Annotated in this window: 18 protein-coding genes and 4 pseudogenes; 12 read left to right on the forward strand and 10 right to left on the reverse strand. The window is 57.6% G+C overall.

The window, feature by feature from the left end; all coding sequences use genetic code 11:
* Positions 1 to 373: 373 nt before the first annotated feature.
* Positions 374 to 613 carry a hypothetical protein gene (locus tag FBZ97_RS33290; protein ID WP_145324436.1) on the forward strand — a complete coding sequence of 80 codons (240 nt, stop codon included), beginning with the start codon at positions 374 to 376 and terminating at the stop codon, positions 611 to 613.
* A 10-nt stretch (positions 614 to 623) separates the two neighbouring features.
* Here the strand turns inward: FBZ97_RS33290 and FBZ97_RS33295 are convergent, their stop codons facing one another.
* Positions 624 to 980, reverse strand: coding sequence for a response regulator (locus FBZ97_RS33295; protein ID WP_145324438.1), 357 nt, complete (start codon positions 978 to 980; stop codon positions 624 to 626).
* Positions 981 to 1,799: 819 nt separating this feature from the next.
* Between FBZ97_RS33295 and FBZ97_RS33300 the strand changes: the two genes are divergently transcribed.
* Positions 1,800 to 2,783 (forward strand): PAS domain S-box protein, encoded by a 984-nt coding sequence (locus tag FBZ97_RS33300; protein WP_246661940.1) that lies wholly within the window; start codon positions 1,800 to 1,802, stop codon positions 2,781 to 2,783.
* 510 nt (positions 2,784 to 3,293) lie between these two features.
* Here the strand turns inward: FBZ97_RS33300 and FBZ97_RS33305 are convergent.
* Positions 3,294 to 5,507, reverse strand: a complete 2,214-nt coding sequence (locus FBZ97_RS33305) for a PAS domain S-box protein (protein WP_145324442.1) — start codon at positions 5,505 to 5,507, stop codon at positions 3,294 to 3,296.
* 446 nt (positions 5,508 to 5,953) lie between these two features.
* Positions 5,954 to 7,399, reverse strand: coding sequence for a PLP-dependent aminotransferase family protein (locus tag FBZ97_RS33310; protein ID WP_145324444.1), 1,446 nt, complete (start codon positions 7,397 to 7,399; stop codon positions 5,954 to 5,956).
* A gap of 69 nt (positions 7,400 to 7,468) precedes the next feature.
* Here FBZ97_RS33310 and FBZ97_RS33315 point away from each other — a divergent pair, with 69 nt between their 5' ends.
* From FBZ97_RS33315 to FBZ97_RS33330, 4 genes are all read left to right on the forward strand, one after another.
* Positions 7,469 to 8,197: an NAD(P)-dependent oxidoreductase gene (locus tag FBZ97_RS33315; protein WP_113353593.1), complete on the forward strand. Its 729-nt coding sequence runs from the start codon at positions 7,469 to 7,471 to the stop codon at positions 8,195 to 8,197.
* 18 nt (positions 8,198 to 8,215) lie between these two features.
* Positions 8,216 to 8,776, forward strand: a complete 561-nt coding sequence (locus FBZ97_RS33320) for a cupin domain-containing protein (protein ID WP_210249246.1) — start codon at positions 8,216 to 8,218, stop codon at positions 8,774 to 8,776.
* 268 nt (positions 8,777 to 9,044) lie between these two features.
* Positions 9,045 to 9,320 carry an alpha/beta fold hydrolase gene (locus FBZ97_RS33325; protein WP_145651064.1) on the forward strand — a complete coding sequence of 92 codons (276 nt, stop codon included), beginning with the start codon at positions 9,045 to 9,047 and terminating at the stop codon, positions 9,318 to 9,320.
* 169 nt (positions 9,321 to 9,489) lie between these two features.
* On the forward strand, positions 9,490 to 10,194 hold the full coding sequence (locus FBZ97_RS33330; protein WP_145324450.1) for a DUF899 family protein: 705 nt from the start codon (positions 9,490 to 9,492) through the stop codon (positions 10,192 to 10,194).
* 556 nt (positions 10,195 to 10,750) lie between these two features.
* Here FBZ97_RS33330 and FBZ97_RS33335 read toward each other — a convergent pair.
* The 3 genes from FBZ97_RS33335 to FBZ97_RS33345 all read right to left on the reverse strand — a co-directional run bounded on the left by FBZ97_RS33335 (position 10,751) and on the right by FBZ97_RS33345 (position 13,623).
* Positions 10,751 to 11,671 carry a nucleotidyl transferase AbiEii/AbiGii toxin family protein gene (locus FBZ97_RS33335; protein WP_145324452.1) on the reverse strand — a complete coding sequence of 307 codons (921 nt, stop codon included), beginning with the start codon at positions 11,669 to 11,671 and terminating at the stop codon, positions 10,751 to 10,753.
* Positions 11,661 to 12,479 (reverse strand): type IV toxin-antitoxin system AbiEi family antitoxin domain-containing protein, encoded by an 819-nt coding sequence (locus FBZ97_RS33340; RefSeq protein WP_186449594.1) that lies wholly within the window; start codon positions 12,477 to 12,479, stop codon positions 11,661 to 11,663. Before FBZ97_RS33340 ends, FBZ97_RS33335 begins: the two co-directional genes overlap by 11 nt.
* A gap of 463 nt (positions 12,480 to 12,942) precedes the next feature.
* Positions 12,943 to 13,623, reverse strand: coding sequence for a hypothetical protein (locus tag FBZ97_RS33345; RefSeq protein ID WP_145324456.1), 681 nt, complete (start codon positions 13,621 to 13,623; stop codon positions 12,943 to 12,945).
* A 1,031-nt stretch (positions 13,624 to 14,654) separates the two neighbouring features.
* Between FBZ97_RS33345 and FBZ97_RS33350 the strand changes: the two genes are divergently transcribed.
* Complete coding sequence (locus FBZ97_RS33350) at positions 14,655 to 14,855, forward strand: type II toxin-antitoxin system VapB family antitoxin (protein ID WP_113420995.1); 201 nt, start codon at positions 14,655 to 14,657, stop codon at positions 14,853 to 14,855.
* Positions 14,855 to 15,234: pseudogene (locus tag FBZ97_RS34955) on the forward strand (type II toxin-antitoxin system VapC family toxin). The gene FBZ97_RS33350 and the pseudogene FBZ97_RS34955 overlap by 1 nt, the downstream one beginning before the upstream one ends.
* Positions 15,235 to 15,487: 253 nt before the next feature.
* On the opposite strand, the gene FBZ97_RS33360 reads toward FBZ97_RS34955, so the two are convergent.
* Positions 15,488 to 15,715, reverse strand: coding sequence for a DUF2934 domain-containing protein (locus FBZ97_RS33360; RefSeq protein WP_186449596.1), 228 nt, complete (start codon positions 15,713 to 15,715; stop codon positions 15,488 to 15,490).
* A 294-nt stretch (positions 15,716 to 16,009) separates the two neighbouring features.
* Between FBZ97_RS33360 and FBZ97_RS33365 the strand changes: the two genes are divergently transcribed.
* The 3 genes and pseudogenes from FBZ97_RS33365 to FBZ97_RS33375 all read left to right on the forward strand — a co-directional run bounded on the left by FBZ97_RS33365 (position 16,010) and on the right by FBZ97_RS33375 (position 17,162).
* Complete coding sequence (locus FBZ97_RS33365) at positions 16,010 to 16,249, forward strand: hypothetical protein (RefSeq protein WP_113391247.1); 240 nt, start codon at positions 16,010 to 16,012, stop codon at positions 16,247 to 16,249.
* Positions 16,250 to 16,461: 212 nt separating this feature from the next.
* Positions 16,462 to 16,698, forward strand: a pseudogene (locus tag FBZ97_RS33370) (transcriptional regulator); the annotation flags it as partial.
* A 125-nt stretch (positions 16,699 to 16,823) separates the two neighbouring features.
* Entirely contained in the window at positions 16,824 to 17,162 is a 339-nt protein-coding gene (locus tag FBZ97_RS33375) for a hypothetical protein (RefSeq protein ID WP_145324460.1), read from the forward strand.
* Positions 17,163 to 17,204: 42 nt separating this feature from the next.
* Here FBZ97_RS33375 and FBZ97_RS33380 read toward each other — a convergent pair whose 3' ends face one another.
* The gene (locus FBZ97_RS33380) at positions 17,205 to 17,711 is read right to left on the reverse strand and encodes an NUDIX hydrolase (protein WP_145324462.1); all 507 of its coding nucleotides are present in this window, start codon (positions 17,709 to 17,711) and stop codon (positions 17,205 to 17,207) included.
* A gap of 101 nt (positions 17,712 to 17,812) precedes the next feature.
* Between FBZ97_RS33380 and FBZ97_RS33385 the strand changes: the two genes are divergently transcribed.
* Complete coding sequence (locus tag FBZ97_RS33385; RefSeq protein ID WP_145324464.1) at positions 17,813 to 19,264, forward strand: CHAD domain-containing protein; 1,452 nt, start codon at positions 17,813 to 17,815, stop codon at positions 19,262 to 19,264.
* A 654-nt stretch (positions 19,265 to 19,918) separates the two neighbouring features.
* On the opposite strand, the pseudogene FBZ97_RS34960 reads toward FBZ97_RS33385, so the two are convergent.
* Positions 19,919 to 20,226, reverse strand: a pseudogene (locus FBZ97_RS34960) (DNA polymerase Y family protein); the annotation flags it as partial.
* Positions 20,227 to 20,388: 162 nt separating this feature from the next.
* Positions 20,389 to 20,720, reverse strand: a pseudogene (locus tag FBZ97_RS33400) (DUF4143 domain-containing protein); the annotation flags it as partial.
* Positions 20,721 to 21,462 lie beyond the last annotated feature (742 nt).

A 21,462-nucleotide genomic window follows, 5' to 3' on the forward strand; every position in this document is an offset into this window, starting at 1 on the left:
AGGGGGCGCAGATAGATTCGGCCCCTCGCTACTACATCGGGTATTCCCGACCTTGCCGGGCCCGACTTTCAAATTACAACTGAAAACAGCAAGCGGCGGCAGAACGCTTCCATCTCACGCTCAAACCGATCAAAGGCGTCATAGACCCAAGGTTCGTAAAGCTCAGACGCGCCACTACTACTACGCAAGGCACGCGATCGGAGCATCTTGAAACGCCGAAAGTCCGTAAATCGCATCACCTACCACCAAAACGGAGCTTACGAGTCCATAACATCATCAATTTGGTGGCTGTCCATCCATTAGAAACTCGAAAACTAAAGGTCCCAGCATGTGTTGCAAATTTGACAGCCTTCAATCCAGCACGCGTTGGCACTTGGCCATCATGGCGTTGCAATTGATCGGCCATTTCGCCAGCTGCGCATTGGATGCATCGCACAAGGCGTCCTGCGTGCACTGTGATCTTCGAAGCCTGCATATGGTGATGGAAGAAGAACTGGGCCCTGAGAACAACTTGAGGTCAGACGAACAGAGCTTTGGTTTCCGATTGATTTCCGACGCATATGTGGAAGGCGGCGAAGGCCGCAGCAGCAATTCGCGCGTCGCTGAAAGCTAAGCGGCCGCGGTCAATTCGCCATCTTCAAGAGCAGGTCAACCATCTTTCGAGGCTCGTAGGGTTTCGCGAAAAAGACACTACCTTCAGGCATCTCTCTCGCCGCCAGGGGCTGTTTGCCCGAGACCAACACTGTGGAAATCGATGGCCAGCGACGGCTCACTGTCCAAGCGAGCTCGAGGCCGTTCATGCTTCCAGGCATATCGATGTCGGTCATAAGGATCCGAGTATCGGGCGTGCGCTCGAGCAGAGTAATAGCCTCCTCCGCGTTGGTGGCTTCCAACGCTTCGAGGCCAGCTTCCTCAACCAGATCCACCGCCAGCATCCTGAGCAGCGGCTCGTCCTCGACAATCAGAACAAGTTGACGCATTGGGCCCCGCGTTTTCTCGATCGCGTCTAACCTCGGAATGGCGATCAGGTTCCCCCCTTGCGGGGATCATCGTGAACTCCGGTTCGTCGCGCTGGACCTTCGAACGATTGAATGTCCTCGCCTTTGGTATCGAATAACATCGATGGGCGACGTTTGGTAACGAGTTTATGAGCGACAGCCGGTGTGCCACCGCGATGTCCACCATATTCACGAAATCTAGCGGAGAAACCCCCGACTGGATCACATTGTATCCTCCATCGTCTCGCAACGAACATGTGAGGTCGACGGGCGGCGATGGGAACAGGCCAATGGTAAGCTCGATCCGTGTTCGCACCAGTAGACCCTCGAGCCTTCATCTATCCGGTCTTTCAGATGCGCCACGAAGGAGACAGCCAGCCGTCAGCCCTCGGCGGGAGGTCACCGACCATCGACTGAGGCCATCTTCCGTCGGATCTCTTCAAGAATTAAAGATCTTTGTCTATCGTCTGAGCGATGACCGGAACCTAACGGCATTCAAAGATGTGAACGGTGCCCTATGTTAGTAGGGAGATACTTCAAAAACCGGCGATTCTCGCTTGGGAAACAGCTGGCGTTTTGACGAGTCCGCCGGCGAAGAGATGCTATCAAAAAGGCAAACGTGCATGATTTCTTGCGTTTGCCTCTGTTTTGGCGGTGATGAGAGTGGTTCAGGAGTGTTGCATGGCAAGTTCCGCGGAAGACCCCCCATTGGATGACGGACCGTCCGCGCCACCCCACGCGTGGCGGGCGAGCGTGCGGCTTCCATCAAATCCCTTTCCGCCAGCCAAGCTGATACACCAAGTGACAGCGGACGGACCCGATCCGCGCGACTGGCTGGCCGCTATTATCGCTGGCTCGGATGATGCGATCATCAGCAAGAATCTAAGAGGCATTATCCAGAGCTGGAACCCAGCCGCGACCCGGCTCTTCGGCTATGAGGCGGAGGAAGTGATCGGCAAATCCATCACCATCCTCATCCCCGAGGATCGGCTCGATGAGGAGCCAGCGATCCTCGCCGAGATCCAGCGTGGCATGCGCGTCGAGCACTTCGAGACAGTGCGACGGCGCAAGGATGGATCGTTCATCGACATCTCGCTCACGATTTCACCCATCCGCAACGCGCAAGGCATGATCGTGGGCGCATCGAAGATCGCGAGGGATATTACGGAAAGGCGCCGGACGCAGGCGGAGCAAGAGCTTTTGATGGGAGAGATGCGTCACCGCGTGAAGAATCTCTTTGCGCTCGCGACAGCGATCGTCTCCATCAGCGGACGCTCCACCACGACCCATGAGGACTTGCTGGCGACGATCCAGGCGAGGCTCTCCTCGCTCGCGCGTGCGCACCAGCTCACCATGGCCGATTGGAAAGGTGAGATCGACGACATCCAGGCGATCTCACTGCACACATTGTTCGGGACCATCCTCGAACCTTACGGGGCAAGGGAAAGGATCACCATATCGGGCAGCGATCCCTCGGTCACGGGCAAGGCGATGACGCACATCGCTCTGCTGCTGCATGAGCTTGCCACCAACGCCGCGAAATATGGATCTCTTTCGGTCGCAAGCGGATATCTCGATGTAAACTTGCTGGATAAAGCGGATAGGATTGAGCTCATTTGGCGGGAAACGGGAGGGCCGGAACCATCAACTTCCGAAACCTCAGGCTTTGGCAGTCGGCTCGAAACAGCTCTGGCCGGTGCGCTTGGCGCCACCATCGAGCGCGACTGGAGACCGACAGGGCTGGTCGTTTCCATCAGCATTCCAAGGGCGGCATTTTCAGGCTGAGGAGTTCCTTCGACGTTGGGCGCCGATAGGTGTCACGATCCTAGTCGGAACGAATAGGAAGCGGAGAATTTCTGAGGGGAGCGATTGATACCGCACGTCGATCCGCGGATTTGGGCAGCCTTGATCTCGTACTCATTGGCATGCGGTTAAGGGTCTCCCACGCCTCGAACCGGCCACCGCGTATTGATGGGCACCACCCATGGAATATTCGTGATGGGGCAGCAACTCGCCCACGTTCGTATAATGGCACCAAGTGACTCCCATCGATCCTTCTCGACTTCAGGCCTGCGGCCGGTAAATTCAATGCAGGCCGGGTTGAAGTAGGTTACGACCCCTTCGACGTCAGTCACCTAAATGGCGACCGGAAACTGGTCTTGCGCCTCGCCAAGCTCCGCGATGCCCGTGCTGAGCGCATGGAAAGCCGTTCAAGAATGGTATCGATGCCAGGCGTCAGCATACCCCGCTCCCCGTCGGGCATTCGCAATACAAGCGGCTCCTGTGAAGGGACCATCACTCAAACTCCTCATCCAGCGCATCACGTACCTTCGCAGCCAGTTCCGCCGAACCGAATGGTTTTGTAATCAGTCTTACACCCTTGTCGAGACGGCCATGATGAATGATCGCATTACGCGCGTAGCCGGTTGTAAACAAGACCTTCAGACCCGGTTTAATCTCTTGCGCCTGGGCCGCAACCTGCGCTCCGGTCAGGCCCCCTGGAAGGACCACATCGGTGAAGAGCAGATCGACTCTCGCCTGTCGCTCAAGGAGGCGTAGCGCGGAAGGCCCGTCATGCGCTTCGATCACCCGATACCCGAGTTCACGAAGAAGCTCGACCGAATAGGCTCGCACATCATCGTCGTCCTCGACGACGAGGAGGGTCTCGTCATTTTGCCCTTCAGGGACCGGCAGATCAGTCTGGGGCTCGTCCGACGTATTGGCCGATGTGAATCGCGGTAGATAGATCTTTACCGTCGTGCCGTGGCCGAGCTCCGAATAGATCTTCACGTGCCCGCCGGACTGTTTGACGAAGCCATAGACTTGGCTCAGTCCAAGACCAGTCCCCCGACCGACCGGCTTGGTCGTAAAGAATGGCTCGAAGGCCTTTGCGATCGTGACTTCGTCCATGCCCGTGCCGGTATCCGACACCGCTATACAAACATACTGCCCTGCTGAAACCTCGGCGTAGGAGGCGGCGTAGGCCTCATCAATGTGGGCGTTCGAGGTTTCGATGGTCAAACGGCCACCATCCGGCATGGCGTCGCGCGCATTCACCGCGAGGTTGAGAATTGCGGCCTCAAGCTCGTTATTGTCCGCCTCCACCTGCCATAACCCAGCGGCCAGAACAGTTTCCACGGCCATGGTTTCCCCAAGCGTTCGATGGATCATCTCCGAAAGGCTCGTCACAAGGGCGTTGGCATTCAGTGGTTTTGGATCGAGTGGCTGGCGTCGAGAAAAGGCCAAGAGCCGCTGGGTAAGGGCAGCGGCGCGACGAGCGCCGATCATTGCGTGGCCGGCAGCTCGCTTAAGCCGCCCGGAATCCTCCGGCAAGTTCCGCTGCAAGATGTCAAGATTGCCGATAATGACCTGCAACAGATTGTTGAAATCATGAGCAATGCCGCCCGTCAGCTGCCCAACGGCCTCCATCTTCTGCGATTGGCGTAGCGCGCTCTCATTTTCTCTAAGCTGCGCTGTTCGTTCCGCGATTTGTTGCTCGAGGCTCGCATTCAGATCCCGCAGCGCTTCTTCCGCGCGCTTCCGCTCCTCAATCTCGCGTTGGGTGGCCTGTGAAAGGTTAGCGTTGTCGATCGCTACCGCGGCCTCCGCCGCCAATCCTTCCAGGCCCCGCTCGGAGCGTTCGTTGAAGACAGCTGGCGTGGCATGGCCAAAGAACAGGCCCCCGAGCACTTCCCCGGTGCGCGAAATCACCGGCACGGCCAGATAACTACGCACGGGCAAATGGCCCTCGGGCATCCCGCGTCGAGGCGCGTTTCGGCCATATCGCGGATCCTTCGTGATGTCGTCCGAGCGTACGATGCCTTCCCCGTTGAACGTCGGCGCGAACACTTGCGTGTTGCGCGGCATCGGGAATTTCGAAAAGGCTTCGATGGGCGCTCCGGAAAGCGTATAGAGCATATAGCTCTCACCACGTTCGTTCAGCACATTGTAGAAGAACGCGCCGAATTCAGCGCTGGAGATGGCAACACCGGCATCGGTGACGATCTGCACCACCTTATGGAGGTCCGTCTCAGCCGCCAGGGCAGATCCCGCGCGGTTCAGCAATTCGAGCGCGCGACGCTCTTCGGCCGCGACCTCTTCAGCCTTGCGCTGAGAGGTCCGATCGCGCAAGATCTTCACGTATCCGCTCTGCACCCCATCGGTGGCCCTGATAGGGGTCATCGCGCCAGACGCCCAAATGCGGCTCCCATCCTTGCATATACGCCATCCTTCTTGGCCGCCGCCACGGCCGTATGCCAGCGCGTCGCGCATCTCATTTGCCAATATGTCTCGCTGGCGGTCCTGGTCAGTAAACAAACGCTCCAGCGTCTGGCCCAGCATTTCAGCTTCCGTCCAGCCCAGGATGCGGTGCGCGCCTTCGTTCCAGCTCGTCACCTTGCCTTGGAGGTCGGTCGTAATGATCGCCGTATCGACCGCGCTATGGACGATTTGTCGCCATTCAGGCGCAGAAATCGATTCAGGACCGCTGGGCGCTCCGGAATTGTTCATCGAGCTCCTCCCACCCGATGGCAACGGGTTTCAGTCTCCCCACAAAATCGTTCGCGCGTTAACGTCGAGAGCCCACTTTAGTTCCTTCCGTCCAGTTCCTTGGTGGTAGATCGGCGGCGCCATATCGTTCGCGCACCAGCGCTCCTTCTCCATCCGATATTATCAAAATTGCGATAGCCGGAGAGGCAAAAATGAAGCGGGTGTGCGATTTCCAATCGCCGTGCTCCAGACCTGCGTCCGGGTTTGGCCCTTCGGTTATGGCGTTGAGGGACGGAACATACCCAATAAAGACTGTATAGGCGAGTTCCAGGTCGTTCGGGTGTAGTTCTCCAACAAAGGGAAGAGACGCCTCGTCTCTATGTGCTGCGCAACATACAAGAAGCCGAGCCGCGCAATCCAGCTTCCGTGCTTAGCACGAACAGCCTTTCTTCGTGAGCTACCGGACGTCAAGCTTTCGTAAATTCACCGATGATGGCCTGCAGCGCCTGCCAAGCGGTAGCGGCCGACCACGGCGTCACGTTCGTTACCCCCAGCAGCAGCCCAGGCCGGGAGCGGCTCGCATCCGCATACCAGCTCGACAGGGGTGATGGCCCCAGCCCAAGGTCGCGGGCGCGGCGAGCGATGGCGGCATCATCCGCACCATCCGGAAGACCAAGAATAAGCGCCAATCCGCCCCTCTTTTGGTCCATCAGCGCGGTGCCCGCGATGCCGCTCAAAACTTCGCTCCGTTCCGAATAGAGTCGCCGCATCTTGCGCAAATGCCGAAGGAAATGGCCTTCAGAGAGGAAGGAGGCAACGGCAATCTGGGCCATCGTCGCGGGAGCAGGAGAAAGAAACATCGCCCGGCGGAAAAGCTCGTCCAGCAGGCGGGGAGGCGCCACGAAGAAAGCCAGTCGCAGCGCCGGGCTGATCGTCTTGCTGAACGTCCCCACATGGATGACACGCTCTTCGGCGTCCAGCGAGGCGAGTGCCGGTGCAGCGCGTCCCTTCAGCTGCAATTCACCCAAATAGTCGTCTTCGATGATGAAAGCGTCTGCCGATGCCGCCCAGTCCAGAAGAGCCCGCCGACGGGTGAGCGACATTGTCATTCCCAGTGGGGCTTGCTGTCCCGGCGTTACGACCGCGAGCGATGCGTCGGGGGCGATCGCCATGCCGAACGCCACGTCGAGCCCGTCGCAGTCAACCGGGACGGGCACAACCTCTATGCCTTTCAGCGCAAGTCCGGCCTTTGCCAAAGGGTAACCCGGATCTTCGACCCACGCCTTGCATGGCCGTGCTGCGAGCGTATCGGCAATCAGGCCGAGCGCGGCGGTGAAACCTGTGGTGATGAAGACCTGCTCCTCATGACAGACGACAGAACGGGCCACGGCAAGATAAGCTGCGATCTCGCGACGCAGGGCCAGCTCGCCGCGTGGGTCCGGGTAACTGAGCGGCAGGAGCGCTGCCTTTCGGCCGGCCCGTACCAACAGTCGAGACCAGGTCGTCGCAGGGAACGCATCCTGTGAAGGCACGCCGAGCTGAAACAGGCGCGGCGGCATACCGGGTGTGATCATTCCGAGCGCCTGGAAGGGATCGCGGAGCGACATGCGACGCTCGCCCGCGGTGCGCGGGGGCAGGTGCGCGCTGACCCGCGTTCCCGCGGGACCGTGACTGATCAGAAGTTGGCGGTCGATAAGCCTTTCATATGCGGCCTTGACCGTCCCGCGCGCAACGCCGAGCTGGCTTGCCAGATCGCGCCACGATGGCAGCCGCGCGCCTCCCGACAACCGCCCATCCAGAATGGCGGCCTCGATCGACTGCGTCAGCTGGTCAGTGAGCGTTTTTCCAGATTGCCGATCAACCGTTATGGAGAGGGACCGAACATCCGTGGATGGTACAGTTTTTTTGCCCAATCTTGGTCCTTTTTACTGGATGATAGCGGCCATAGTGTAGCTATACAACGAAGAGGCAAGGAGAATATCGTGCCCAAGACGATTTTTCTGGCGGGTGCCACAGGTGCTATCGGCAGGCGGCTCGTGCCGCAATTGTTGGATGCAGGATATGACGTTTTCGGGACAACACGCTCGTCCGACAAAGCGCGCGACCTTGATGCGGCCGGCGTCCATGCAGTGGTGGTCGACGTCTTCGATCGCGATGCGCTAAAGCGGGCGGTGATAGAGGCAAATCCGGATGTGATCATCCACCAGTTGACCGATCTCCCCCCGGCCGTAGACCCGTCACGAGCATCCGAATTCGCCGCCCGCAATGCGCGCATCCGCCGCGAGGGGACCGCCAATCTTATGCGGGCCGCGATGGCTGCGGGCGCCAAGCGCATTATCGCGCAAAGCATCGCCTGGGCCTATGCTGCTGGGAACGAACCCCATGACGAGTCGGCACCGCTGGATCTCGCAGCGCCCGAGCCTCGCAGCGTTAGCGTCTCGGGTGTTGCGGCGCTGGAGGCCGCTGTCCTGGGAGAGCCTGAAAGGGTAACCGGTATCGTTCTGCGCTATGGGCGCCTCTACGGCCCGGCGACCGGAGCGGACCTCCCCGATGCCACGCTTGCCGTCCATGTGGACGCGGCGGCCCGCGCGGCCATGCTTGCAGTCAAGGCGGGAACGCAGGGCATCTACAATATTGCCGAAGCGAGCCCAATGGTTAGCTCTGCGAAGGCTATCCGAGAACTCGGATGGACGCCGGAGTTCCGGATCTGAAGCCCCCGTGAGCTATCATTGAAATCCCTGTCGCCGATGAGATACTCCATGCTGAAACCAAACGTTTATTCAATCCTCAGCTCGGTCGCGGAGAACAGCGCGATCCCGTCATCTATTTCGATGACCTTGGGAACCGTCGCCGTGCTTGCTTTATTCCTGGGCATTACCAATTACCGGAGCGGCGAGGCCGATCCAGGCCCTGCTCAGCATCATATGTCCGAAACCTCCGATCCGGCGGCCGCCGGACGACCCCAGACCACAGTGAGGCCAATTTCCTGCGAGCCATTGCCGAACGTGCCGGGTAAGTCACTGACCGTCGCGGTCGTCGATTATCCACCCAACGCCTATACGCCACGTCATCGGCATCCTGGCTCGGTCTCGGCCTTCGTGCTGAAGGGGACCTTGCGCTCTCAGCTTGAAGGTGGCCCGGCCGGGACCTATCGCGCGGGCGAAACCTGGTTCGAGCCACCCGGAACTGCGCATCTTTTTGCAGAGAACGTCAGCAAGACCGAGCCCGCTGAGTTGCTGGCGACCTTTGTCGCCGATAGTGACTGCGGGCCGCTGGTAATACCCGATTGACGATCTCCTTTGACGTCTTTGGATTACATTTGTCCGAGCCTCGCTTCATTAATGAATCAAGGTAATATGCCACCTGGACCCTCACGTGACATCAACGCCGCGTATGCTAGGTTAGAAGAAGCACCGCGTTGGGCTACAATATAGCATCGCCGGCAATCGGCAGCGTCAGCTCTCTTTGGTTGTCGAAGGCGCTCGCACGTGATCGATCTCCGCATGAGCCACGACCGGCGACCTTTGCCAGATCTCAGAAGGAAGCGTGAAGATGGGGATGGTCCTAATTCCAGGATTCATGCTCGACGCCGACCTCTGGCGTGACGTGGAACCCGAGCTGGCGGCATATGGCCCAATCATCCATGCCGACTTATCGCAGGACTCGTCAACCGCTGAAATGGCGAGTCGTGCTATTGCTGTGGCGATGGCGGAAATGGTGCTGGTCGGCTTCTCGATGGGAGGCCACATGGCCCTTGAAATTGTGCGCCAGGCGTCCGAGCGTGTTATCGCGCTGATTCTGATTGCCACCTCTGAGCAAGGCGACCGCAACTGAAACCGAAAAAATTCGAGCTCTTGTCGAGAACGGATCGCCTCGTACGTCTATTTCAAGTGAGGGCGTGGAAAACCATCATGCGCGCCCGCCGATTTCCGACGACAAGCATGGGATGGCCGAATGGAGGTCGTCTCGCGAGACGGTCGGAATAGATCCAAGGAGCAGGCACATGGACATGAGCGAATTGAGACCCGCAAAGGAACTGGCCGCAAAACGTGTGAGCAAGTTCACGAACGAAACTCCGGAATACGCCGAGGCAAGGACGGCCCTGCTGGCGGAGGAAATCGAAGTCCGGCGACATCTCACGAGGCTTGCGGAGCAGCGCCGGCGCCTGCCTTCAGGTCCCGTCGTTGAGAAGAACTATCGCTTCAAGGATGAGAACGGCGACGAGGTCGGTCTCGCGGACATGTTCGGTCACCACGATACACTAGTGACGTACTTCTGGATGTTCGGCCCACAGCGCGAACGGCCCTGCCCGATGTGCACGAACTTTCTTGGCGGAGCGAACGGCAACGGCGCCGACATCAAGCAACGGGTTGCCTTCAAAATCATCGGTCGCAGCCCGGTGGCACGACAACGCGCCTTTGCCATCGAACGCGGCTGGCGCGACTTGGACTTCGTCCAGACCGTCGGCGACGACTACGCCCGTGACCTAGGCCTGCTGAATGACAACGGATCTGAAAATCCAGGATTCACCGTCTACCAGAAGGATGGGAAAGATATCCGCGTCTTCTACAATGGCGAGATGCCGACCGAAGCGGCGGATCCTGGCCAGGATCCAAGGGGCGCAGTCGATATCGCACCACTCTGGAACATTCTGGACATGACGCCAGCCGGCCGCGGCACAGACTGGTACCCGAAGCTCAATTACTGAGCACGATCATTGTAGTCGTTGGTCTCATGCTACGAGTCAGAAGTCAGATGGAACGACAGCGGCACCACCTCCTTCTTTGAACCGCGGTAAGATGGATGTCGATCCAGCATGCGGGGCGCCGTGAGGCCGGATGTGGAGATCCGACCCGATCTCGTGTACCCGAGCTGTGGACCGACCGCCTGGATTAGCGCGGCGTTGATGCGCAGGCAGGTGATCATCGTTACCTTACGACGCTTGAGGGCATCTGCCAGAGGAGCTACGGGACCACGCGCCAGGTGTCGTGCTCGAGCATCGCTCTGGAGCGTTCGCCGTTGCCCGCGCCGGACGACTTAGAGCGCGCGCGAGAAATCTGGACATGGTGCGTGGCCCCTATCGCACAGCGTTGGTACGCCAGTCATCGCGGTGGAGTCTGAAGCCATGCGTTGAGTCGACAGACAATGATCGCGAAAAACATTGTCTCGCTCTTGATGGGAATCGAACCGCTGCGCAGAGAAACTGCTGTAAATCAGAGACATAAGCCGCGCATGTTTCATGATCTACTCACTCCTCCTGCCGTTCATGTAAGTAGCTGCTCCAGATCAGCTCTCTGCGCGGCATGCTTTTCAGGATTTTCCGCGATGAGCTTGCGCAGGTTCACGAGTTTCCATTGGACCGCCGGGAGTGCGGCTGCTTGCGGCAAGCCGATAGCGTCAAAATCCGGCGCCCCATCATGAAGGCTCAGCAGAAACTTTTGCGTATTCTTATCGGCAAGGCGGGCGCGGATATCCGCGATGAGCCGGTCTCTTGTCCTCGCGAGCTCGTCGATTGTGACTGAAATGGTTGTCATCCCGACAAACTCCAAGGCGTAGGGTTCGTCCAGACGACTACGGCTCGGTGAGAGCAGTTCGTGCGCCGGACGCGGCGAACTGGCGACGTAAACGAGAAACGTACGGAACAGCGCGTCGTTGAGCCCCTCATGATCGTAGAGGAACTTGACGTCAAAGAGATCGCGTGGGTGCTGGCGATCCACGGCCGCATGGAGCTTGCCGCCAAACAGATCTTCGAACGATACGACCTGGATAGACGCATACCCGAATTCATCTTCGACTGCGGGCGAGACATCCCGTAGCTCGGGGTCGTGAACGACTCCACTTGTGACGGGCGAAGTTTCGATCTTGACTTCGGCATTACCTAGCCGGGCGCGGATGCGGGTGGCGCCCCCGCCGCCGCCAGCGATGCGGCGGGCGTCAAGCCCCGCAATGCCGCCATTGGCGGCGGCTGTGATGCGGTCCAGCGCTTCGTCGATCTCAGCCAGACTCTCGGCCCGGTCCCGAACCGGCAAATAGGTCAGGTCGATATCGACCGAGAGCCGAGGCATGTCGCGATAGAACAGATTAATTGCAGTTCCGCCCTTCAGCGCGAAAACCTTCTCAACTGCGATAAAGGGGAGGAGCCGCACCAACAGCGCGACCTGGGCGGCATAGGGTTCACGGGCCATCAGCAGCTCCTGTTGAAGTATCGACAAACTCCGAAGGAACCATAATGCGATAGCGGGGGTGGATCCTGCCGCCCTTTACCAGAGCACGATCGCCAGCTCCAAGCTTGAAATCATCGGGATTGAGGCGTTCGCGCCAGGAATGTTTGTGCCGGTCTGCGAACACGAAGAACAGGCGCTTAACCTTGATCTTCCGGCAGCTCTCCAGCAGGGCCGCCATGCGACGCGGACTGAGTGTCACCAGCCCCTCAAATATCATGTCGAGATTGTGGAAGCTCTCGTGAGCGGGCAGTTCGTCAATGGCTTCGAGTATGGCGCGCTCGGGTGAAGACATGCGAAGCGCCCAACCCCACGACGTCGTAAGATAGTTGGCAGATTTGTTCTCGATGAGGCCTAAATCGGGGTCAGCGAACAGAGACGTACCGCGGGTCATCAGGAGGGCGTCAAGTTTCAAGCGCGGGAGCCATGAAGGGATATTATCGCCATAGAGCCATACAGGCGCGGGAGCTCCCAAAGGCAGGTAATGGCGATACCCCTGCTCGCCGAGGGCGGTGATGCCCCCGGCATGGATCTTGTAGCTCATGATGTGTTGGAGGGAGAGTAGGCAGGTCCGCCAGTCGAGTGGCGCTGGCTGCGGCGCCGGGCGACGGAAGACGCCGCGGTCGAGGCGCTCCAGCCAACCGCTCGCAACATACTTTCGCGTGAGGAAGCGGCTGATGCCTTGATTGTCTAGCCAACGCGCGTCCGCCACAAAGCCCGCTGGGACTGCTTGCAAGACATTCTTTAGCCTGATTTCCTTTGGTGTACTCATGGTACACAAGATAACATAAATTCGAAGAGGTGCGCCAGGACTCTTTGCAAATTCTGTGAGACGAGTACCGTGAGGGCACCAATACAAGATTTTTCAAAGAGAACCGATGTGGGTCCGAGACCCAGCTTATTATTTTAAGCGCAACGGCTGGCCGAAACGCCACCTTATAAAGATCAAACCCACCGAAAAATGAGATTGGTAATGATGCGAAAGGATGCGTGCCGTCGACTGCGCCTTATTTTCTCTAACGTGTTGGAATATCGCCACATTTAATCAGTCGCGGCGGCCTATGTGCGGTAATCGGATTTATGGAACTGACTCGTTAGAAAAGCATTTGATAACGACGTTAGCCCGGCAACGTCTCCACTGTGGAACTGGCGGCCCTGCTCTTTATCAGAGCTATTCGTCTGAAATTCCCGTCCACCGAGAGCAGGCTGACGGCCCGCGGTCAACTATGGCTGTTTCAGTCCTTGCCAACCGTCAGCCGGCCGGTACTCCCGTCGGACAGCTTTACCTTTCCCCTGGCCGACATCATATCCGCTGCCCGCGTGACCTCGACCTTGCCGCTGCGACCGTCCGAGCATTTGACCGGAAGCGTGATCGTCGGACGCCGATCGCTGAGATCATAGATGCCTGAGCATTTCACGGCTCGCCGAGACGATTGAACCGAGAAGCGACCCTTACCGTTTGACGCGACGGTCGAGCCCTTGAATGTCTCACCGGAATCCATTCGCGCTGACGCCGGAAGAACAATACTACCTTCTTCGTGGCTCTGCGGCTTCTTTGGGGCTGAGCCCGCGATCCTCAAAGCCCGCGAAACACTCGCAGGCATACCGCCGCCTTGCATGAACTGAAGGTAGTCATCATAGGGGATGCGGCCTCTCGCATAGGCGGTGAGGACACGGCGGCAAAATTCTAGCCGGACATTGGCCTGCGACACGCCCATGAGCTTGGCAAGCCCTTCCTGCACTTCAGGCTTGATGCCGTTGTGGCTGCAGGCCTCGATGTTCCAGTTCAGTGCCGAGGGATTGCTCAGCATGTTTTGATCATATTCATAGCCGCGTTTGGTCGCGACCGTTTGCGCGCCGGCCGGGAGAGAAAGAGCCATCATAGTTGTGGCCACCCAGATTATAAGCTTTTTCATGCTACCTTTTTCTGGGCCATCCCAAAATGATTGCCAGGCGTGCCGTCCATCCTCTGTTGCGCTATTCGTATCTTTTCCATTTGCCATCGGTCGCCCCTCGACTTATTGGCTCGCCTTGAAGCCATTCCAAATGAACACTAATACTTTGTAGGGAAGCTTGAATCGCAGAGGGACGAAAAATTTTTCTCGTCCTGAACTATGACTGCCATTGATCATGACATCGATAAAACCCGGTATGCAAAATCCTAGAAAAATTATAACGCTATAAAATATTCTATCATTAATAGTTGATGCTATCAGAAGCAGAGTTACAAGCACTATTTGATATAAATCGACGACAATACGATCGAAGAGACGCTTCAAGTCGAATCTCATCTTTTTTCTTGGAACGATATAGTCCGTCGTCACATGAATACAGCGGACGTGGCATGGCCCAACTATGCCCCAGTTGCGATTTTAGCGCGCATATTTGTGCTGGTTGGATAATAGTGCTGCCAGGTAGAAATCGCCAGCATCGCGAGCACATACGTCAGTACTGTACTCTCCTCTTCGGCATAACTATTAAACATGCACGCCCCACACATATGTATGTTCCTCATAAGAACAATGCCGTTATATTACCAAGGAGCCACACCTCCATAGTGCAGCAAATGCTAATATAGCATTACAATGACATTCCGACACAAGTCAACCGAGTAATTTGAGTGGTTGCGCAACATAGATTTCTTCAGCGGAAAGTGGATAATTGGCAACAGCTGGGCAGCGAAACTTGGATCCGAGCAAAGTTGCAGAGTGAAAAAATGCACTTGTTGATGTGAACCGATTCGAACCGTGGACCTCCGCAATATCTTCGAGCCCATGGCACGGATGGCACGGGCTTCAACTTCACGGCTCAATTCCGATATCCTATGGGATTAGAGCGTCGCTACCTTACATGCGCAGACCACCTTCCGTGCATGGAAGCGAGATAAGGCGTAGAGTTCATCACCAAATGGTGCCATTTTTGACGTCATCAACACGGAGGCCAGCTGATGCGCTCAACCATCAATCTCGACGATGCCCTCATGGACAGGGCGAGATCATTGACCGGCACCAAGGAAACCGCGGCACTCGTCCGCCAGGCGTTGGAGACGCTGGTTCGTGTGGAGTCCGGAAAACGCCTCATAGCTCTTGGGGGAACCATGCCGGAGGCCGAGGCAGCCTCTCGTCGTCGGAGCACGGCAGTTAAGTAATATTGGTAGACACCTCGATCTGGATTGATATTTCCGATATGGCGATGGCGAGCTACGAAGAATAATCGAAGACGATCGACTACTTTGCCATCCGTGCGTGATTGGCGAATTGGCTCTTGGCTGCCTTCGGGATCGCGGCGGTGTCATTGCGTTTTTGGCAGCTCAGCGCGGAGCTGTTGTCGCCACACACGACGAAGTCATGACGATGATCGACCGATATGGAATTTTCAGCATGGGTATTGGCTACACTGATGCGCATCTGCTGGCATCCGTTCTCGTTGAGCGGAAGGCAGCCTTGTGGACCAGAGACAGGCGACTGCGAGCGGCGGCCGAAAATGCGGGCGTGCCACTACATATTCCTGCCGATGAGCCTCACTAAATGCCCGAGTAACGCCGGCTGATATCAACACGACCGCCGTCTGGCTTCCTACCGAGGAAGGCATGGCTGCCTGCGGACAACCCTCATCAGAAAATGCCGAATATGACAAAAGATCATGGTCGGACTGAAGGGCGTCAAGCGCCGAAAATCGCACCGAAAAATCTCAAATTAAGTGCCATCACCTCCGCAACGGGCGCATTCCCACAGTTAAATGCCAAACGACAGGGTGTCATCTGCGACGAAGTTGACGTCCTCAGTCCGGTGGGATCACAGTCGGCATGACGCCCGGCGAGTTCTGGTCATTGGGCAGACCGGCCTCTGCCTTCCAGTTCTCGGTGCCTTCTCCAGCGGCTACGTGTTCGCCTGCCGCAATTTCTTCTTCAGCTCGCCGCCAGTGTTCCTCGTGACTGCCTTCGGGGCGACCCTCTTCCTCCCATATCTGGTTGGCGCGCTCACGAATCTTCTGTTCTCTGTCCATCATTAGATCTCCTTCTAATTTCGGCTCAACGCCGCTGGCAGCTGCAACGTTCCTTGCGATGAGCAATGTCTCGATGTTTTACCGTGCAGTTGGATTTGCACCGGATCCTTATTGTCCAACGATCCGCTTGAGTGGGGGTCGGCCTTTATCAGCGCTAGGAAAAGGTGCTCCGCTAGCGCGTTATCGCCTCGAGTGATTTTTGCAGATGCCTCTAAGCCACCAGTTGCAGCCAGCCAGGTCGCTGGAACTTCCCGCGCTGGCGCGGGTTCTCCTTCCCTCAGAAAAAGGAGGAACATCATGACCGACGAACTCAGTGCTGGCTTCACAGGAACACTCGCAGAATCACCAACAGGTATCCGGAGGGTCGCGAAGGATGCCAAGGATGCTGTTGTCCGTGAGAGCACCGCAGTGGCCGCGGGCGCCGCTGAGCATCCGCACACGGCAACGGGGATTGTCCTTACGATCGGCGCCCTCGCCTTCGCGATTGGCTATGTTCTCGGGCGCGATGCGTCGTTAAATAATTCTCGATGGCGGTGATGTGGACTGCTGGCGCGCGCTGAGCGTCATTTGCGTCAGGCCTATCACGCGAACTCGTTGATATCGCCCTGCCGAAAAGCGGTACGCCGATCAGCCCTTCTCTCCGGCCGTCATGAGTGTCCTGGCATGCCATCGCTAGTTTTTCTAGGTAGTCGGATCCAGATGTGCTGTTCAACACCTTTGAATATCGCTGAGACTTGAAGGACCATAAGATGCTATCTGGCAGGCAGATTTCGGCCGCTCGAGCGCTCATCGGTATGCCGCAAGCAACGCTCGCTCTCGCTGCGAATATCTCCGTGCCGACGCTGAAACGCATGGAAGCAAGCGAAGGCCCGGTCACCGGCATGCGGAATCATGTTGTCGCGGTCCGCGCCGTCCTCGAAACAGCTGGCGTGACGTTCCTCCAAGCTGGCAGCGTTGCGTCGGGTCCCGGCATCTCATTACGTACGGGCAGCGGCGCTGCACAGGATATGGACGAAAATGAGGTTGTGCAGTACCACGAGAACTTAGAGAACGACGCGCCGCCCGGCGCCGGTGGCTAGGTCCCGGGCAGTACCGCTTAAGGAGAAATCACATGGGTGAGAAGCGCAAGAAGATTTACCAGGCTCTCGTTGACGGAGCTACCGAAGGTCTGACAGGCGATGCCTTGTATGAGTTCGTGTTGAAGCGCTGCCCGAAAACCTCCAGCAAGAAGATTGTCCGCGCCTCGCTGCTGGCCCTGACCGATCCTGGCGTCACGGACAAGAATGTGCTCGACACGATCTATGCCCTGGCGATCAAACACCGCATGGATGAGATCAGTGTAGCGGACGATTATGACGGGGAAGATGTCGGAGAGGACAGAGAAGTCGTTCCATCGGTCCAAAGAGCGGAACGCCGCAAGGCTGAAGGCCAGGCACCTGTACAGCACTGATCAGGCGAATTTCGCGGCGTTGGCGAAAGAGCCAGGATCCCACTACACCCTGAAATCACGACCAAGTTGAAAAGCTGGTCCGTCCGTGGTGCCAGAATCGCCGATCCCATCGGCAAACTTGCGTAGCAGCTCGCGCAGCCCTGGTTGCGAGACTTCGACCGGCGCAGCCGCCAGGGGAAACCAAGCCTTCTTTCGCGTCGATTTTTCAGGATAGTCCATCGCGATCCTTGTCACCTCTGCAAGGTGAACCGAGACATGGTAGCGATCCGGCGTGCTGTCCTTCTCATAGGTGAATATTCCGAAAATTTCCACCTCGACACGACCGACCACGCCCGCTTCCTCGAAAGATTCGCGAGCCGCTGTGATCTCGCTGGTCTCGCCGGGATCGATATGGCCTTTCGGAATGCCCCATCTGCCATTCCGGCGGCTGCCGACGAGAAGGACTTCGAGCCCTCCATCATCCCCGCGGCGGTAACAGATCGCACCCGCCTGCGGAACATCGCGAGCGGCGGAAACGTTCGACGCATATCGTTGCGCGCTCGAGAGCATGGCTGTTTTCGATTTCTTCCTATCTCTCATACAGTCGCTATAGCACTGGACTATGACAGCTAGGTCCGTGCTGAATTCGGTCTTATCAAACGGAGTCCGCCTTGTCGTCAGAAACCCAAACCAAGCTTGATCTCTCACCCGAATCCCTTGAAGCCATCCTTGGTTCCGATCTGCTGGGCGAGCCCGAAAAGATTGTCCGGCAGCGGTCCACCTACTTCGACACCTCCGATCGTAGACTGTGGAAAAAAGGCTTCACGCTTCGAATTCGGCAGGTGGGCGCCGCGCGCACCCAAACCGTCAAGGCGACTGGACCAGGCAGGTCGCTGTTTGCGAGATCCGAGTGGGAGACGCCGGTTGAGCGAGACGAACCCGTTCTCGACCACACCTCGCCGCTTCTGGGGGAATTTGGAAACAGCCTGAAACTGGAGCCGATCTTCGATGTGGTCGTCGAAAGGCGGCTCTGGAATGTGGAGGAGAATGGTTCCAGCCTCGAGGTCGTCGTCGACCAGGGCGAAGTGGTTTCGGGGGAACGCTCTTCTCCGATCCGTGAGACCGAAATCGAGCTGAAGGATGGCAGTCCCAGCGATCTCTTTGCTTTTGCCAGGAAGATAGACGAGATTGCCCGCTTTCGGTTCGGGGTGCGTTCGAAGGCGGAGCGAGGTTATGCCCTTGCCGAGGCGCAGAAGACGGTCTTCAAGTCGGAGCCGCTTCATCTCGATCGTGACATGAATGCCGCCGCGGCGTTCAAGGCCATCGCGTCTTCGTGCTTCCGGCAGTTCCGCTTGAACGAGGATGTCCTCCTTTATCGACGCAACGCCGAGGCTCTCCATCAGGCGCGCGTGGCGCTGCGTCGGCTGCGATCGGCCTTCTCCATATTCAAACCGGCGCTTCCTGACGAGGAGCCGCGGCGGTTGAACAACGAATTGCGATGGCTGGCGGCGGTTCTTGGAGAGGCCCGCAATGTCGACGTCCTGCTCGGGAAAGCCGCCGAACCGGATCTTGTCTTTAAGCTGGAAGCAGCGCGCGAGAACACCTACCGTGATGCGGTCGATGCCTTATCCTCCCCGCGCGCGCGAGCACTGATGCTTGACCTGCTGCAATGGCTTGAATGTGGAGACTACCTTCACGGCAAATCCCCAGTGTCGGCGGAAATTCCGGATGCACTCACCTTCGCTGGGCGGGCACTTGAGAAACAGCGCAAGAAGCTCAAGAAGGACGGCGGCGCGCTGGCAAAGCTGGACGACGAGCATCGTCACGAGGTTCGCAAGGATGCGAAAAAGCTTCGCTATGCAGCCGAGTTCTTCGCATCGCTTTTCGATGACAAGCGCGGCAGGCGTCGGCACGCGAAATTCCTTGCCGCGATGGAAGCCCTTCAAGACGACTTGGGAGCATTGAACGATCTGGTGTCGGTTCCCGGCGTCCTGGAGAAACACTGGCTGGCGAACCACCCGGCGAGCGACACGGTTCTTTCCCATGCCGAGAAGGATGCCTTGATCGACAGTGCCCAGGCCCATGTCGATGATGTGCTCGACGCGAAGCGGTTTTGGAAATGACGGGAGCGGCAGGCGGGCACCTTCTGGCTTGCGACCGGTGGGTCTGCCATCAACCAGCCGATAGGCAGATTAATCTGTCGCAATTCGACCGACGGCTCATGAGGAGCTCAAAGCTTGATCAATTATTTGGCATATTCACCAGCAGAATGTCGGGATGACAAAGCGGGCGAGCGCGTGGCTATGGTGATATCGCTACATTAGAGCGTTGAGCGAGATCCAGCGCTCGAGCCCGTTCGATTTCGCCACTGAGCGCAATCTTGAACTCACGAAACCTGAAAAACCGAGTATTCGACAAAACCGAACGATAGAAGCAGACCCGCTGTCGGCATTATGAGCGAGTTCCGCCACCGACAGTCCCAAAACGATCTCAGGATCTTGTGCTATGTACAAAACGACCCGTGCCAAGGCTGCAGGGGGCAGTGTTGATTGCGTCATAAATCACGTCCAGAAGCACCGGCTGCCGCTTGATAATGTCTTGCATGAATCTCCTAGATTGGCGTCACGAAGTTGCACCGGGGGGCGATCCTTCATGTAAGGCGGGCGCCTTCGTACCGGATGACATTCCACGGTGTATGTCGATAAAACGCAAAAGCAGCAGGTACCGTCCTGAGAGCCGATTGCCAACTACCGTAAGCCCGAATGCACACCATTTGGCCAGTGATGCACCCAGGTTTCAATGACGTCCTCGGCTGCAGCCGAGACGCTGCATTCAGGAACATCGGAGGCCATAGGCGCGATGCGATAGACGCACTGTCCCTGGTTTCCGAAGGTGTCGATCAGCGGCGTGATATCCTCGCCCGCATGGTCAACCAGTGACGATCGCTGCTCCTCGCCAAGCGGTCGGTCATGACGGCAATGAGTGTCAGTTTCTCGATGCCGAAGCCGGACTTGATCGTTTCCCTTCGATCCCGGAAGAGCTTGGTCAGCCGAGCAACATCGAGCGCCGGCTTGGCTGAGGGCGCAAAGCAGTCGTGCCGCAATAAGCTACAACACCACTTTTAAAGCTCACGATCCGTGGTCGGATCCGTTGATGTGAAGGGATTCGAACTGGAGGCCGGCTTTATCGAAGCGCTCGAAGTTTCAAGAATGTTCAGGCCTGGAGACTGAAGAGAAATTCCCACGCGCTAACGCCACAATGCCGAAATTGGCACGGCGGACAGGCGTTCCCCGAACGGGACAACCTTGCCATGGTCGTACAAGACGATGCCCAAACAAACCGCTCTCCAGATGCTTCGGCCAACATTCTCAATCCGGAAAAATCGGAAGTCGAGACGGATGCTGCCGCTTTTATCTCGATGCCGACAACCCTCCCTCTTCTGTCCTCGATGACAATATCGACTTCGTTCTGCTGCTTGTCACGAAAATGCGAGAACTCAAAGCGGCCATGTCCACTGCTGGCGAGTTTAAGGATCTCCCCAAAGACGAAAGTTTCCAGCAACGCTCCGAACGCCCCCTGTCCATGACCAATTGAAAGTCAAGGGATGACTAATTGAAATCGGCATGGCGTCCGATTGAAACTGAGGCCGATGCCAAATGGCAGCATGAAGGCGGTAAGAGGCCACGCAGACGCTGAACCTTCGCTGACAGGTCACCGGAACTGACCTAGCTGATCCTCAAAGGAGAGATATTCGCGGAGCGAATCGAAAGCAAAATTGTGCATGTCTCCATCACACCGCCAAGCGACCAACTTTTTACAAATGGAAGGAATCCAAGCTCTTGAGGAATCAGAACCGTAGGCCCTATCATTAGAAATTTCGCATGGAGCAGACCCTTGGGCGAGTCACGAGCTTGGGCTGAAATGACGATTTGGGATCCTCAACCGCTATTTCCACATTCATCTGGCGGACTATCTCCCGACGTTCACGACGATTTCAGGTCCTCAACCCGTCTAGACTCCAACGGGCATGTCGTGCACGCGGCATGCCTCGGCGCACTGAGCACGCGCACCACTCATCCTTTCTATATCGCGCGCTGGAACGACGCGCTTCCGGGGGCTGGGATTGAACGGCAGAATCGAAAACCCTTGTTGGGATCGGACCAGGGTGAGATGGTCGCGGCTGCGCCAACGGAGCATTACTACGTCGCCTGGCCCCGTCGTCGCTGTCATGCGCCTCGCCGACAAAAGGACGTTGGCAGGGCTGTTGAAGGCCTTAAGCGTCACCAGAACATGGTCGTGACGCTCGCCCATCAGCTATAAA

It is taken from the genome of Rhizobium sp. ERR 942, from assembly GCF_007828395.1.
GTDB lineage: Bacteria > Pseudomonadota > Alphaproteobacteria > Rhizobiales > Rhizobiaceae > Rhizobium > Rhizobium dioscoreae.